This window comes from Cytobacillus sp. FSL M8-0252 (assembly GCF_038007345.1).
Lineage (GTDB): Bacteria > Bacillota > Bacilli > Bacillales > Cytobacillaceae > Cytobacillus > Cytobacillus kochii.
In genome coordinates this window covers 4,249,336-4,264,357 of record NZ_JBBOWZ010000001.1, presented here as the reverse complement: position 1 = coordinate 4,264,357, position 15,022 = coordinate 4,249,336, and the positions used below count along the sequence as shown (strand labels likewise).

Genomic DNA, 15,022 nt, shown 5'->3' with positions numbered 1-15,022 from the left:
TTCTGGAGGTAATATCATTATGCCTACACATGCACAGGCAATTTCGCAACCTGATTCAAAGCGTTGGAAAGCACTAGCTTTGTTGTGCTTTGCAAATTTCCTTGTGATGATGGATTCTGCGATTATTCAGATTGCCCTGCCATCTATCAAAGAAACGCTTGGTTATAGTCAAGAAAGCTTACAATGGGTAATGAGTGCTTTTCTTATTATATTTGGAGGATTTCTACTATTGGGTGGAAGGTTAGCGGATTTATTCGGAAATCAACGCATATTTAATTTAGGCGTTATTATTCTTGTTGTATCATCCTTGTTTGCAGGTATAGCTTGGAGTGAAATGAGTCTAAACGTATGGCGTGGAGTTCAAGGATTGGGCTCTGCTTTCATTGCACCAGCTGCACTGTCCCTGATTATGCTCCTGTTTTCTTCTAATGGTAAAGAAATGGGTAAAGCACTTGCTTTCTGGGGACTGTCTGGGGCAGCAGGTGGAGCTTTGGGTATCGTTTTAGGTGGCGTTATTACAGAAGTTCTTGGTTGGCGCTGGACATTATTGATCTATGTTCCACTTGGTATTATCGTGCTTACCTTGTCTCCGAAGCTTTTACAAGAGGCAGGGCGTAAAGCAACTGGTCGTGTCGATTATATCGGTGCCATTTTAGTTACTGTTTCTTCTATGTTAATTGTTTATGGAATTGTAACAGCAGAGCAAAGTGGCTGGCAGTCATCCAATACAATATTCTCCTTGGCTGTCGGTGCTATCTTGTTTCTTATTTTCCTTTTGGTACAGTCCAAGAAAAGAGAACCACTTTTACCACTCAATATATTTAAGACGCCTTATTTAGCTATAGGAAATATTTCTGTTTTCTTAATAGCAGCATCATGGTTCCCGATGATATATATACTTGTTTTATACTTGCAACAGGTTTTACAGCTTTCTCCATTTGTTGGAGCAATGGCAATGTTGCCTATGCCTGTATTTATGGCGCTTTTCATGATATTTATAGCCGAAAAAGTGATGGACAAATTCGGAATGAAAAAGACCATGATTACTGGATTTATCTTACTTGGGGCCGGATCTGTTTTATTTTCACAAACAGCTACAGTAGACGGGAACTATTGGACCAATGTGTTGCTCGCTTCGTTAATAGCATCTCTAGGTAATGCACTTGCTTATTTACCTGCGACTACGGCATCTGTATCAGAGGTCGAATCAGAAAGGTCAGGTATTGCATCTGGTTTATACAATACCTTTTACCAAATTGGATCAGCGGTTGGTCTAGCTTTAATAGTAGCTATTGCAGGCGCAACAACTGCTTCTAGTACAGCCGGGTCACAGGTAGTTGCCTTGAATGATGGGTTTCAACAGGCATTTTTCTGGGGCGGTATAATAGCATTTCTGGGTGCTTTACTGGCACTACTGTTTACACACTCACCAAAGCAAGGAAAATAGAATAGTCCAAAGTGATATAAATTTAAAAAGGGTTTAAACAACTATGCGAATCACAAAATAATCATGAATATTAAAAAAAGAATGGTGGCCTTACTTATAGATAATTACTCAGGTATTCATTGATAGGGATAAAGAAAAAGAGAATTTTATTTTTTATAGAAATGGTACAATCATATAAAATTGTAAAAAGGGATGCATATTATGCCAATTAATTCTTTTGAAAACTATCCGATGAGCTGGAAGCCTTCGGTTGATAAAACTGAAAAACCTATATATCAAGCACTTGCAAGGCAATTGGAGAAGGACATACTTAACGGAGTTTTGTTACCAGGAACAAAACTTCCACCACAAAGAGAATTGGCTGATTATCTAGATTTAAATCTGAGTACCATTTCAAAAGCTTTTAAAGTTTGTGAGTTGAAGGGCTTGTTAAGCGCTTCAGTTGGAAGTGGGACGTTTGTATCATATGACGCGTTATCGAATGCCTATTTACTTGAAGATACAAAGCCGCAGCATTTAATTGAAATGGGAGCAACACTTCCAGATAATGCTTCCTACGAGCCATTGTTAATCCAACTGAAAAGTATGCTGCAAGAGACTGATTACGAAAAATGGTTTGGATATGGTCGGACAGGCGAAAGTCTATGGCAAAAGGATGCAGCTATAAAGTTACTCCGAAGAGGTGGATTCGAAACAACTGTTGAACACATTTTATTTGCAAATGGAGCTCAAAATGCAATTGCTGCTACACTAGCAAGTCTTTGTAAGCCTGGTGATCGCATTGGGGTTGACCAGCATACGTACCCCGGCCTAAAAACAGTTGCAGCGATGCTTAATGTACAAATAGTGCCGATAAAGTCAGAGAACTATGAAATGAGTCCAACTTCTTTTGATTATGCATGTAAAAATGAAAATATTAAAGGCATATACTTGATGCCAGATTATCATAATCCCACAGCTTCCTTAATGTCGGTTGAGAATCGGAAAAAGATTGCTAGCATTGCCAAAAAGTATAATCAGTTCATTATTGAGGATGGATCTTACCATCTTCTTAATAAAAACCCACTACCAGCAGTTGCATCATTCGCCCCGGAACAGGTTGTCTATATTGCAGGTTTATCTAAAGCATTAGCACCAGGATTACGACTAGCCTATGTAGCAGTGCCGAGTCAATATAAGGAGCCCATTTCAAAGGCACTTTATAATTTAAACATAACTGTTTCCCCGTTATTAGCGGAATTGACAGCACGTACGATTGTATCCAACCAATTTGAACTCTTAATTGAGGGGCATCGAAAACAGACCATTCAAAGAAACCAAATAGTAGATCGATATTTGAGTGACTATAAGTGCCTAGGTGTTGAAACGGGTATCTTTCGTTGGTTGCTATTACCAGGCAAGATTACTGGTGCAGAATTTGAAACGTTAGCTGAGCAAGAGGGAGTACAAGTATATGCAGCTGAACGTTTTGTAGTTGGAAATAGTTGTCCCGAAAGGGCAGTAAGAATCTCTGTTTGCGCACCTAATACCACACAAGAGCTTGAACAAGGATTGATTATCCTTAAACGTTTATTAAAGGGTCATACCTAATATTGTTTGCCATACAATTATGATATTGTATGGTTTTTTTGTGCGTGTTATGATATTTCAAATCTTGTTGGAAGATTAATAGAATGAGTTTTTGGAAAGGTAGGTAGGAACATGGTACAAAAAGATCGTGTAGAATTGTTAGAAGTACAAACAACTACGCTGAAAAGCTACATTCTTTCTCCAGAAAAACAAAAAGCGTTATATAAGCGTACATTATTCGTGGTAAGTGTTTCACAAATTTTTGGTGGTGCAGGGTTAGCAGCAGGAGTTACGGTGGGGGCACTTCTTGCACAGCAAATGCTTGGTACAGAAGCCTTTGCCGGACTTCCATCAGCTTTATTTACTTTAGGGTCAGCAGGAGCAGCCTTACTCGTTGGGAGACTTTCGCAAGCTTCTGGACGTCGTATAGGTCTGGGAACAGGTTTTATGATAGGTGGACTGGGAGCAATAGGGGTCATCATTGCAGCAATTATAAATAGCGTTTTGCTGTTATTTCTTTCATTACTTGTTTATGGCTCAGGAACTGCAACAAATTTACAAGCTCGTTATGCAGGTACAGATTTAGCAAATAGTAAACAGAGAGCGACTGCTATTAGTCTTACCATGGTATTTACAACATTTGGTGCAGTTGCTGGTCCGAACTTAGTAAATGTAATGGGCGATATTGCTCTTTCTATTGGCGTTCCAGCACTTGCTGGTCCATTCATTTTGGCGGCAGCAGCATATATCTTAGCAGGTATTGTTCTTTTCATTATGCTTCGCCCAGATCCGTTACTAATAGCAAGAACAATAGAAGCATCAAACAAAGAAAAGAATGAGAAAAAACCTTCAGTTAATACTGAGCAATTAGAGAACAAAAGAGGCATAATTGTAGGTGCGACAATTATGGTTCTGACTCAAATTGTAATGGTAGCTATTATGACTATGACACCAGTTCATATGCGGCATCATGGACATAGCGTGGGTGAAGTAGGTATGGTTATTGGTTTTCATATAGGTGCCATGTATCTCCCCTCACTGGTTACTGGTATCCTTGTTGACAAATTGGGCCGTACTGTTATGGCGATTGCTTCTGGAACTACGTTACTTCTGGCGGGTTTAACAGCAGCATTTGCTCCAGCAGATTCCATGGTTTTCCTCGTAATTGCACTTTCTTTACTTGGATTAGGATGGAATTTTGGTTTGATAAGTGGGACTGCACTTATTGTTGATTCAACTACAACTTCTACAAGGGCTAAAACACAAGGTACGTTGGATGTTTTCGTTGCGTTATCAGGAGCTGCTGGTGGAGCCTTGTCTGGAGTGATTATGGCAGGTTCAAGTTATCTAACTTTATCATTTATTGGAGGGATTCTCTCCTTATTATTAATTCCGATTATCATATGGTCTCGTAGAGGTGGTAATTAGAAAGAAAGGTTATATTACTAACACTATATTTTGGGCATCTCTTTACGTAGATTCCTTTAATATCAAAATCAAAATGAAGGATACGACCTAATTCATATTTCACAATCGGGGGATACTTCTTAGTCATATATAATATGTATCTCCCTTTATTTTTTTATGACTTTTTACGATTTAAGTCTTGATAAGAAAATTTCTAGCGGGTCTTTAATGTTAATATCCATTACCCTTCTTAATTCGATGGGTATGACGTTTCTACCTAGCTCGTCTACATTTCTAACAATTCCAGTGCTTTTCAAATGGTTCACTTCTATTCGTTTTTCTAGATAAATAGAAAACTGCCTTATCAAAGGCAGCTTCCAGAAGAAACTATGCAGAAATTATACAAGGGGATTTACTATATTTTACATAAATGATACAAAAGAACAGCTTTAAGGCTAAACCTTGGGCCTTGCCCAAACCCACCGGGGAAACCTTCCCCAGACCCCATTTAATCGAACTCCCTATCCCCTCAACTCGCTCATTTTACAGCAGCGAGTTTCTTGTTCTTATAACGATTCATTTACTTGTACATGGTATCTGCCCTTAGGTACAACCATAGGTGAGAGGGACACAGGGTCATTGATGACAGTGCAATCTAGACCAAAAACTTTTTTCACAAGCTCAGTTGTGATGACTTGAGAAGGTTCACCTTCTGCGATGAGCTGCCCTTTTTCTAATGCAAAAATGTAATCTGCGTAACGTGCAGATAAGTTAATGTCATGCAAAACCATGACGATAGTTGTCCCGTATTTACGATTGAGATCGGTTAATAAATCTAAAATTTCTACTTGATAGGCTATGTCCAAGAACGTAGTCGGCTCGTCTAAAAATAAAATATCTGTTTGTTGTGTCAGTGCCATGGCGATCCATACTCGTTGTCTCTGACCACCAGATAGTTCGTCAATATTACGATCCGCCAGTTCTGCGATATTCATAATTTCCATTGCTTCAGCTACCGCTTCATAATCCTTTTTAGACCAACCACTGAACATTTTCTGGTGAGGATAACGCCCTCTACCAACGAGGTCAGTTACTGTAATTCCCTCTGGAACAATAGGGGACTGTGGTAAAATACCGAGTACCCGAGCGAGTTGCTTCGGTGGAATTTGATCAATTGATTTCCCATCAAGAATAACCTGACCGGACTGTGGTTTGATGAGTCTCGCCATCGTTTTTAACAAAGTTGATTTTCCACAAGCATTTGCCCCGATAATGACATTTATTTTATTGCTTGGAATCTCCACATCCAACCCATGAAGAATCGTTTTCTGATCATAACCGGCTACGACTTCCTTCGTTTCAAATTGGTGTATTGTTTTCATTATAAACTACCCTTTCGATTCATACGGATAAGTAAGTAAATTAGATATGGTGCCCCGAGTAAACCAGTAATAATACCAACAGGATATCTAGTTGTAAAAGCAAACTGACCAATCAAGTCAGCTGCTAAAACAAGATTCACACCAACGAGACCTGCAGGAATGACATTAGAATACCCGACACCAACTAGTCTTTTGGCAATCGGTCCAGCTAAAAAGGCAACGAAAGCAATTGGTCCGGTCGTTGCGGTGGCAATGGCTAGCATGGCGACCGAAGTTAGTACAAGGAGTATTCTTGTTTGATTCGTATTGAGTCCGAGCGATGTCGCGGATTCTTCACCTAATTCAAGAATGCCGAGCTGTCTACCCAAAATGGCAACAATAGGCGCGCATAGGATGACAGTAATCATTAATGGAATCGTTGAATCTAGCTGAGCACCATTCAAGCTGCCGTTTAACCATCGTAAGGCAGTAGGTATATCTTCTTGCGCACCTCGCATTAATAGAAAAGAAATGGCCGCACTCAACATAGCTTGAATACCAATACCGACTAGTATTAATCGTCCGATGGAAAAAGATTTTCCTTTAGATAAAATAAAAATAAGGAAAACCGTTAATAATCCGGCAATGACAGATGCAATAGATACGACCGTGTTACTTGTATGGAAAATAAGAATACAAATTAAAGCTGCCACACTTGAACCAGCAGTAATACCCAGAATATCGGGGTTAGCAAGCGGGTTCCTTAGCATCGTTTGAAATGTATTCCCAGCTATGCCGAAAGCAATACCAGCAAAAAAACCAGCTAACATTCTCGGGAAGCGGATTGTATTGACGGCAAAGGAAGCACCGCCAGCAGCATTCCCTGTTAGTGCACTCCAAATCTCTTGTGGCGGATAATAGGAGTTACCAAACATAAGCATGGCACAGCATAATGCTAAGGCTGTAGCAAAGAGTATGCTATTAATCAGTAACCAGCGCTGTCTTCTTTTTATTCGTCCTTGTTTAATAACGGCTAATAATGGATGTCTCATAGTGAACGCACCTTCATTCTAATCGCTAAAAATATTAATAAAGGCGCTCCAATAAAGGCTGTAACAACTCCGGCTTCTAACTCCCCTGGGCTACCGATGATACGACCAGCGATATCTGCGATTGTTAAAATGACTGCACCTGATATTGCCGACATGGGAATGGTGAATCTAAGATCAGCACCTAGAATGAGTCTCATCAGGTGCATCGCTAATAAACCGACAAAGCCAATTGGACCGGCTAGCGCAGTTGCGGCACCACATAAAATAACCCCTGCAAATGCAGCGATTAAACGAATCATACCGGTTCTGACACCTTGTCCGGTAGCCACTTCGTCACCGAGTGCTAATGCATTCAAAGCAGAAGCAGTCATGATCGCAAGCAAAATACCTACAACTAAAAAAGGTAAAAAAGTGAGGATTAAGTTCCAGTTAGCAGATCCTACACTACCTACTTGCCAAAATCTAAATTGATCCATGACATATGTACGAGATAGCATAATGGCACTAACGAGGGAAGAGAGAGCGGCACTTGTTGCTGCCCCAGCTAAGACGAGCTTAAGTGGGGTCGCACCCGAACTCCCCATTGAACCAATTCCATATACAAAAATCGCTGTTAGCATAGCTCCAACAATCGCAAACCAAATATATTCAGCTGCACTGCTAATTTGAAAAAAAGCTATCCCACAGACGACAAAAAGCGCTGCCCCTGTATTTACGCCAAGAATACTAGGGTCAGCAATTGGATTTCTTGTTACAGATTGCATGAGTGCACCGGAAACACCAAGAGCAGCACCGCATAATAAACTAAAAATCGTACGAGGGATGCGTTCTTGCACAACACTTGAACTAAATGATTCTATTTCTGGGTGAAATAGACCGGTAAGTAACTCATTCCATGATACAAACCTTGCGCCAAATGCCAAAGAGGCAACAACACATAAGCATAGTAGAATGATAGATGCGACGAGCACAATTATCAAATGCTTTGGTAGATGCCTTTTTGGGACTTGCTTTTCAATTAAATTATTCATCAACTTTCTCAACCGCATCTGCGATTAATTCTAAGTATTCATCGATTGTATATTCGATAGAAAGCGGGTTAGGGTTCCCGGAAGCTGCAAGTGGTGTGTTGTTACCAATAAAGACAACCGATCCTCTTTCTATAGCTTTAATTTTGCCAAGACGAGCGTCTGCTTTTACTGCATCATATGTGCTTTCATCATTATAACCGATGATAATATCAGCATCATTAAGTACATCAGCATTTTCAGCACTCAAAGATAAAGAGAATGCATTTTCATCTTCGATTAGATTGGTAATACTCTCAGGTGTTTCTAATCCCATTTCCATAAGGAAAGACACACGTGGATCAGCAGGTGTATAGAGGTGGAACTGAGACAAATCGTTTGCTGAGAAGTTAGCCCAAACTACTTTTTTTCCCTTTAATTCAGGATACTCTGCAACTTTTTCCGCAACTAAATCCTCTGTATCTTTAATGAGTTGTTCTCCTTCTTTCTCCATACCCATCCCTTTGGCATTAAGAAGCACTTGTTCACGCCATGTTGTTGTCCAAGGTGTAGTTGGATATGCGACAACTGGTGCAATTTGTGTTAATAAATCGTAATCTTCTTGTGTAATTCCAGAGTAACCAGCAAGTATAACATCTGGATTGGAGTCTGCAATCGCTTCAAAATCAAGACCATCTGTATCTTGATAAATATTAGGATCTTTAATATCAAGTTCTTCAAGTTTCTTCGTAGTCCATGGAAGTAAGCCACTACCATCTTCTACACCATAGTTTGCTGCAGAAAAACCGACAGGCTCAACGCCTAGGGCTAGTACAACATCATGGTTCGCCCATTGAATTGTTGCCACTCTTTCAGGTTTTTTTTCAATCACTGTTTCCCCAAAAGCATGTTCAATCGTAATTGGATATTCTGTTTCGGATGGTTGATCTGTAGTTGTTTCCGCCTCTTTATCTTTTTCATCTTCAGAAGCAGTTGATTCATTATTTGAGCAACCAATTAAGGCAAACATGGCGGTAGATACCAGTAATAGTAGTAATAAGAACGACTTCTTTGCTTTCATTTTTTTCCCCTTCTCTTCTATTAAACTGTGACAATCGTATGTAGTAATTTAATAACGATAATCATTCTCATTCAGTGTATAATTACCTAGAGTAGAAGTCAATGGTTTTCGGAAATTTATAATAACTTTATAGGTGAAGGATTAAGGCCCTCAAGCTATTTTTGATAGGATCCTGTCATGTGGAAAATTTACAAAAGAAGAAATCATTGTTTAAAGGAAAATCCATGAATGGGGGATTGGGGGAGCATAGAAATGAGAATCACCTGACATAATCAAGGAATGGTACACTTTCATGAGATAACTGCCAAGATGTATAGGCAAAAAGAAAATGCACATACAAGTGATGAGAAATATGTTGGCAAAAAGAAAATGCACACACAACAGATGAAAAACCGGCTAAGATGTGTTGGCAAAAGGAAAATACGCACACAAGAGATGAAAAACCCGCCAAGGTGTGTTGGCAAAAGGAAAATGCGCACACAAGAGATGAAAAACCCGGCTAAGATGTGTTGGCAAAAAGAAAATGCGCACACAAGTGATGAGAAAACAGTCAAGATGTGTTGGCAAAAGGAAAATGCGCACACAAGAAATGAAAAACCGTCTAAGATGTGTTGGCAAAAGGAAAATGCGCACACAAGAGATGAAAAACCCGGCTAAGATGTGTTGGCAAAAAGAAAATGCGCACACAAGTGATGAGAAAACAGTCAAGATGTGTTGGCAAAAGGAAAATGCGCACACAAGAAATGAAAAACCGTCTAAGATGTGTTGGCAAAAGGAAAATGCGCACACAAGAGATGAAAAACCGTCTAAGATGTGTTGGCAAAAAGAAAATGCGCACACAAGAGATGAAAAACCGTCTAAGATGTGTTGGCAAAAAGAAAATGCGCACACAAGAGATGAAAAACCGGCTAAGATGTGTTGGCAAAAAGAAAATGCGCACACAAGAGATGAAAAACCCGCCAAGGTGTGTTGGCAAAAAGAAAATGCACACACATGAGATCAAAAACAGTCAATATGTGTTGGCAACCCCCATAAAACCCCACATCATATATTTCATTTTGTACTTACTGAAATAACCAAATACGTACATCGCTAGCAAGACACTGACAGTTGTAATGTAATTAGAGAGCGCCGCAAAGGAGCGGTCACTACCTTTAATCTAGGAGAATAACTAATAGCTACCATAATGCGGTGGTCGCCTCCCATGACCGTGTGAAAACATCACTCTAGATGACTACCAATATCATTATGAGTGAATGTATAATAATACCAAATAAATATAAGGAGGTTATTCAAATTTATGAAGTTCACTCAAGCAGTTTTTCCTCTTCTAGTTATCGTAACGATATTGTACTTGATGGTTAATCTTCTACTGTTCATTTTGTTTTCGGTTGCTTATGCTCATATGAATCTTCATACGATGCTATATGTCATTTTACCAAGTGTATTGTATTTTTTATGCGTGTGGTTTGCGATAAAACGCTTACGTCCAAATAGGAGGGAGAAGCCCAAGCAACTTTGGTTGTTTTCTTTAGCATGGGTATGGCCAATCGCTTTGATTAGCCTACTAGTTTTTAATGGCGTTCATGCCAAATTTAATGAAATGGATTGGAGAAATAATCCACACGAACGAGTGCGAATGATAGACGATTTGTTAAATACGTATGATTTAAAAAATAGACATTATAACGAAGTAATTGAAAAACTAGGAACACCAACAGAAAACACGTATTTTAAGAGTGACAACAACATCGTTTATTATTTGGGTAATGAAAGGAGTATTATTAGTATTGATAGTGAATGGCTAATCATTACATTTAAAGAGAATCGAGTAGCTAATTATGAATTGAAAACAGATTAATAAGAAAAGCGCAAGGCGCCCGTAATCGTCGACAAGCATAAGACGAGCCGGCGGAAAGGTTGTTCTTTAACCTTTTTGACGGATTGGCTTATGACCTCGAGCCGATGGCGCCTGGAGCTAGACATGAAAACTCATTGAAAAATTTTATACTTTCTTATCTAATAAAAAAGGGATGCAAGTAATGAATTGCACCCCTTTTTTATCATCATGCTTTTACTAGCGTTTGATCAACTACTTTACCCTCAAAGGCGGCTTCATAAATTGTATATATATCTTCTTTACACAATTCCATTGGACTTCGAGCGAGTAAACGAGTTTGTTTTGTCGCATCTTCTGTTAACGAATCAAGTGCATCATCTCCAATGTTAAAGCCTTTTAAAGAAGACGGGATGCCAACATCTTCGACTAAGCGTTTTAATTCTTCTACACAGCGGTGGGAAGCTTCTTCTTGTGAAAGATGGGTAGAGCTAAAGCCCATTGTATCGAGAATATCCTTCATCCTTTTTTCACATGCTGAACGAATATAGCCCATCACATATGGCAGAAGAACAGCGTTTGAATCACCATGGGCAATATGGAATTGACCGCCTAGTGGATAAGCAAGTGCATGAACCCCAGCTACCCCTGCGTTAAAGAAGGCAATACCAGCTAAATAACTACCATAGCTCAAGTCAATGCGTGCTTGTTTATTGTCGCCATGATGAACAGCTGTGCGGATGGATTGACTGATTAGGCGAATGGCCTGGAGTGCTAAAGCGTCCGTGACTGGGCTCGCATTTTTAGACACATATGCTTCAATCGCATGTGTAAGGGCATCGATACCAGTAGCAGCTGTTACCTTTGCAGGAAGAGACATTGTGAGTGCTGGGTCAACAATAGCTACATCTGCAAGTAAATAATCATGCGTGACGACATCTTTTGTTGTTTCCAATGAAAGGACGGAGATATTTGTTACTTCTGATCCTGTTCCAGATGTAGTTGGAATTAAGATACTCGGTAATCCTTTTTTTGTAATCGATTTTGTGCCGGTTAGATTTAAATAATCAGCTACATCACCTTCATGAACAGCGATAACGCCAGCTAATTTTGTTAAGTCAAGTGCACTTCCGCCACCGATGCCGATGACCATATCAAAAGCGTGTTCGCGTGTATAGGAGACCAGTTTTTCCCCAACGGCAAGTGGTGGTTCAGGAACAACATCAGTGTAAACATCAGTGATATATCCTGCCTCATTAAGTGGGTGTGTCACTTTATCCGTTAAGCCAATTTCTTTTAAAAAAGGGTCAGTAATCACAAGGATTTTTTTGACGTTAAACTTTTCTACTTCTTCAACGAGGTGAGAAAGGGCATCCCAGCCCGTGTAGCTTATAGGGGTAAAGGTGATTTTTTCAGACATGATGGTCACTCCTCTAATTAATTTTGGTTCCAAACAATTAATTTTGTTTCTGTCATTTCGTGAATCGCGTATTTCAAACCTTCTTTGCCCGTACCGCTTTCTTTCACTCCGCCATATGGCATTTGGTCTACACGATAGGTTGGAATATCATTAATCATCACGCCGCCCACTTCAAGTGCTTTAGAAGCATGGAAGGCAGTTTGAATATCATTAGTGAAAATCCCAGCCTGCAAACCATAGTCAGAATCATTGATTGCAATAATACCATCTTCAATTGAAGAGATACGGTTAACAATAACAATAGGGGCAAACACTTCTTGGCAAGAAACCTTTGCAGTCGCATCGACATTCGTTAAGATGGTTGGTAAAAATACGCCATTTTCAATTTTTCCGCCTGTAATAATCTCTGCTCCTAAGGAGACTGCTTCATCAACCCAACTCAATGCGCGCTCCTGTTCAGCTGGATGAATCATCGCTGATAGGTCAGTTGTTGCATGCATGGGATCACCGATTGTTAATGCCTGAGTAGCTTCGGCAAACTTTTCAACGAACGCAGGGAAAATCTCTTCCAGTACGTACGTACGTTGTAGAGAAATACAGACTTGCCCTTGGTTAGAAAAGGCACCTGTTACACATTTAGCTACGATTTCTTCTAAGTCTACGTTTCTATCAATAATCAGTCCTGCATTAGAGCCGAGTTCTAGTGCAACTTTCTTTAGTCCTGCTTTATTGCGAATACCAATACCAACGGCTGGGCTACCAGTGAAAGTAATCATTTTCACAAGCGGATTCTCGACAAGGGCATCTCCGACAATACGACCACTGCCAGTAACTACGTTAAATGCACCCTTGGGTAAAGAAGTTTGGTCAAGGAGTTCAGCAAGAAATAGAGCAGATAATGGTGTTTGCGATGCTGGTTTTAATACAATCGGGTTTCCAGAGGCAATCGCTGGTCCCACTTTATGTGCTACTAAATTTTGTGGGAAATTAAATGGTGTAATGGCACCAATTACGCCAATCGGTTCCTCGATTGTATAGCCGAATCGGTTAGCTCCGTTTTTGGCTGCGTCCATCGGAATCATTTCTCCTGTTAAGCGTTTTGCTTCCTCAGCTGCGAATTTATATGTCTCAATCGTACGGTCAATTTCACCTAGTGAGAATTTCAATGGTTTCGCTGATTCTAAAGAAATGATTTCAGCAGCTTTTTGTCGATTTTCCTTAAATAATAGAACAAGCTCTTCTAATATTTCTGCACGCTCGTAGGCAGTCAAACGAGCCATCTCTTTTCTTTTTTGATGCGCCATCTCAATGGTTTCTTCCACTTCCTCCTTTGAAGCTTGTGGAATTTGCGCAATCACTTTATTTGTATAGGGAGAGAGGAGGTCAGCATAGTTTGCTGAGTCTCTCCATTCACCATTGATATATAATTGTTTCTTCATATTAACTCACCTGCTTTTCTTGATTTTTGAGATCTTCACTATCTTTATTAAACGTTTTGTCTATTTCTCCTTTAAAGAAATCTTTTCCGTATAATAATAGACAAAGAATAATACCTACCGCAAACGCCCAAGCAGCGCCTTTAATACATAGAACAGCTGCGACAATCCCAGCTACACCAAGATCTTTTTGACTTCGTGCTTCTAAAATACCAACTTTCACACTTACATATCCTTGAATAAGAAGAGTTAATGCCATCGCAACACCTAGTATAGGCTCAACGAAACTTACGATTGGCAGTAGCCATAATCCAGTATTTGTTCCCCAACGGAAAGAGCCTACGCCACCGTATAATGAGTCCATTGCTTTTCTGCCTTTTTTAAAGCGTTCAACCATAACAACTTGCATCGCACTCCAAGCTGGTCCGGCCATTGTGACATCAGGTCCAATGATACTCATTGCCCCGTTTCGAATACCAAATATCCAGTGAGAACGGTTTGGATTATATTCAACCTTTTCATCTGGACGTTTAGATTGTCCATCCTCTACTAATGCTTTTACTTGTAATACATCACCAAACAACACAATATATGCAGCCAAAACTGTAGGAATCGCGGTAATAAACATCATTAAAGGCGGTAAACCAATACCAAATACTGTGTATTCATTCCATAGAGTAATAAAGTCTGGGGAAGAAAAGCCCCATTCTATTGCAGGTAATTTAGCTTCACTAAAGATTGGAGCGATAAAAACAGCTAATAATATTACTGGGAATATCCCTAATTTAGCGACCGTTTTCCAAAAGACATTCTTATTTTGGAAGTGAATAAAATGTTTTGAAAATAAAAGATAAAACCCAATTCCAATAGCAATCGAGATGGTCCAAGGGAACAATTCAAAACGGCCACCAACTTGGAAAACAGAGATGACAGCTGCTAAACCAGCTCCTAGGATAACACCAGCTTTTAATGCGGGCGGAATAAAGCGAACAACCTTTGATGCCAATCCAGTAGCCCCGAGTAATAATGATAGAATACCGAGTGTTAATTGGAAGGCGATCAGTGAGTGAACACGTTCAGGTCCTTCAGGGAATTGCTGACAGTACAGCATGATTAAAGGAATGGCTGGTGTTATCCAACCAGGTACAGCCGGATCACCTAGTAAATGATGTAATAAGTAAAAAAGTCCATTTAAAACAACAATAGCGAGTGCTACTTCAAAAGGCATACCGAGTAATTCCATTAAAAGCGGGATGGCTGATAAATCAACAGCACACATTAATAGTCCTTGCACATAATCGGGCCATTCAAAACGGTAATGGATAAAAGGTAAGCGAACCTTAAAAGGTCCTGCTGGGATATACGGTGATTCTTCGCCGTATTTTCTGTTTTTCCATTTCATGAC

Annotated in this window: 13 protein-coding genes and 1 pseudogene; 6 read left to right on the top strand and 8 right to left on the bottom strand. The window is 39.7% G+C overall.

Annotated elements, in window-relative coordinates; genetic code table 11:
- Positions 1 to 19: 19 nt before the first annotated feature.
- The 3 genes from MKX83_RS21595 to MKX83_RS21585 all read left to right on the top strand — a co-directional run bounded on the left by MKX83_RS21595 (position 20) and on the right by MKX83_RS21585 (position 4,444).
- A complete protein-coding gene (locus MKX83_RS21595) occupies positions 20 to 1,447 on the top strand; it encodes a DHA2 family efflux MFS transporter permease subunit (RefSeq protein ID WP_341057889.1) in 1,428 nt (475 codons plus the stop codon).
- 201 nt (positions 1,448 to 1,648) lie between these two features.
- Positions 1,649 to 3,037, top strand: coding sequence for an aminotransferase-like domain-containing protein (locus MKX83_RS21590; RefSeq protein ID WP_224937256.1), 1,389 nt, complete (start codon positions 1,649 to 1,651; stop codon positions 3,035 to 3,037).
- Between the two features lie 111 nt (positions 3,038 to 3,148).
- On the top strand, positions 3,149 to 4,444 hold the full coding sequence (locus MKX83_RS21585; protein ID WP_224937255.1) for an MFS transporter: 1,296 nt from the start codon (positions 3,149 to 3,151) through the stop codon (positions 4,442 to 4,444).
- A gap of 185 nt (positions 4,445 to 4,629) precedes the next feature.
- Here MKX83_RS21585 and MKX83_RS21580 read toward each other — a convergent pair.
- The 5 genes and pseudogenes from MKX83_RS21580 to MKX83_RS21560 form a co-directional block, all read right to left on the bottom strand.
- Positions 4,630 to 4,740, bottom strand: a pseudogene (locus MKX83_RS21580) (transition state regulator Abh); the annotation flags it as partial.
- A gap of 249 nt (positions 4,741 to 4,989) precedes the next feature.
- Positions 4,990 to 5,805, bottom strand: a complete 816-nt coding sequence (locus MKX83_RS21575; RefSeq protein WP_341057887.1) for an ABC transporter ATP-binding protein — start codon at positions 5,803 to 5,805, stop codon at positions 4,990 to 4,992.
- Positions 5,805 to 6,836 carry a FecCD family ABC transporter permease gene (locus tag MKX83_RS21570; RefSeq protein WP_341057884.1) on the bottom strand — a complete coding sequence of 344 codons (1,032 nt, stop codon included), beginning with the start codon at positions 6,834 to 6,836 and terminating at the stop codon, positions 5,805 to 5,807. Before MKX83_RS21570 ends, MKX83_RS21575 begins: the two co-directional genes overlap by 1 nt.
- Complete coding sequence (locus MKX83_RS21565; RefSeq protein ID WP_224937252.1) at positions 6,833 to 7,867, bottom strand: FecCD family ABC transporter permease; 1,035 nt, start codon at positions 7,865 to 7,867, stop codon at positions 6,833 to 6,835. The genes MKX83_RS21570 and MKX83_RS21565 overlap by 4 nt, the downstream gene beginning before the upstream one ends.
- Entirely contained in the window at positions 7,860 to 8,924 is a 1,065-nt protein-coding gene (locus MKX83_RS21560) for an ABC transporter substrate-binding protein (RefSeq protein ID WP_341057880.1), read from the bottom strand. The genes MKX83_RS21565 and MKX83_RS21560 overlap by 8 nt, the downstream gene beginning before the upstream one ends.
- A gap of 309 nt (positions 8,925 to 9,233) precedes the next feature.
- Between MKX83_RS21560 and MKX83_RS21555 the strand changes: the two genes are divergently transcribed.
- From MKX83_RS21555 to MKX83_RS21545, 3 genes are all read left to right on the top strand, one after another.
- Positions 9,234 to 9,581 (top strand): hypothetical protein, encoded by a 348-nt coding sequence (locus MKX83_RS21555; protein WP_341057879.1) that lies wholly within the window; start codon positions 9,234 to 9,236, stop codon positions 9,579 to 9,581.
- Entirely contained in the window at positions 9,550 to 9,921 is a 372-nt protein-coding gene (locus tag MKX83_RS21550; protein ID WP_341057878.1) for a hypothetical protein, read from the top strand. The genes MKX83_RS21555 and MKX83_RS21550 overlap by 32 nt, the downstream gene beginning before the upstream one ends.
- Positions 9,922 to 10,224: 303 nt before the next feature.
- Positions 10,225 to 10,785 (top strand): hypothetical protein, encoded by a 561-nt coding sequence (locus MKX83_RS21545; protein ID WP_341057877.1) that lies wholly within the window; start codon positions 10,225 to 10,227, stop codon positions 10,783 to 10,785.
- A 205-nt stretch (positions 10,786 to 10,990) separates the two neighbouring features.
- On the opposite strand, the gene MKX83_RS21540 is transcribed toward MKX83_RS21545, so the two are convergent.
- From MKX83_RS21540 to MKX83_RS21530, 3 genes are read right to left on the bottom strand one after another with little or no spacing between them, the layout of a single operon-like run.
- On the bottom strand, positions 10,991 to 12,181 hold the full coding sequence (locus tag MKX83_RS21540; protein WP_281202730.1) for an iron-containing alcohol dehydrogenase: 1,191 nt from the start codon (positions 12,179 to 12,181) through the stop codon (positions 10,991 to 10,993).
- Between the two features lie 17 nt (positions 12,182 to 12,198).
- Entirely contained in the window at positions 12,199 to 13,620 is a 1,422-nt protein-coding gene (locus tag MKX83_RS21535; protein WP_281202729.1) for an aldehyde dehydrogenase family protein, read from the bottom strand.
- Between the two features lies 1 nt (position 13,621).
- The gene (locus tag MKX83_RS21530) at positions 13,622 to 15,019 is read right to left on the bottom strand and encodes a hypothetical protein (protein WP_224937245.1); all 1,398 of its coding nucleotides are present in this window, start codon (positions 15,017 to 15,019) and stop codon (positions 13,622 to 13,624) included.
- Between the last annotated feature and the right edge of the window lie 3 nt (positions 15,020 to 15,022).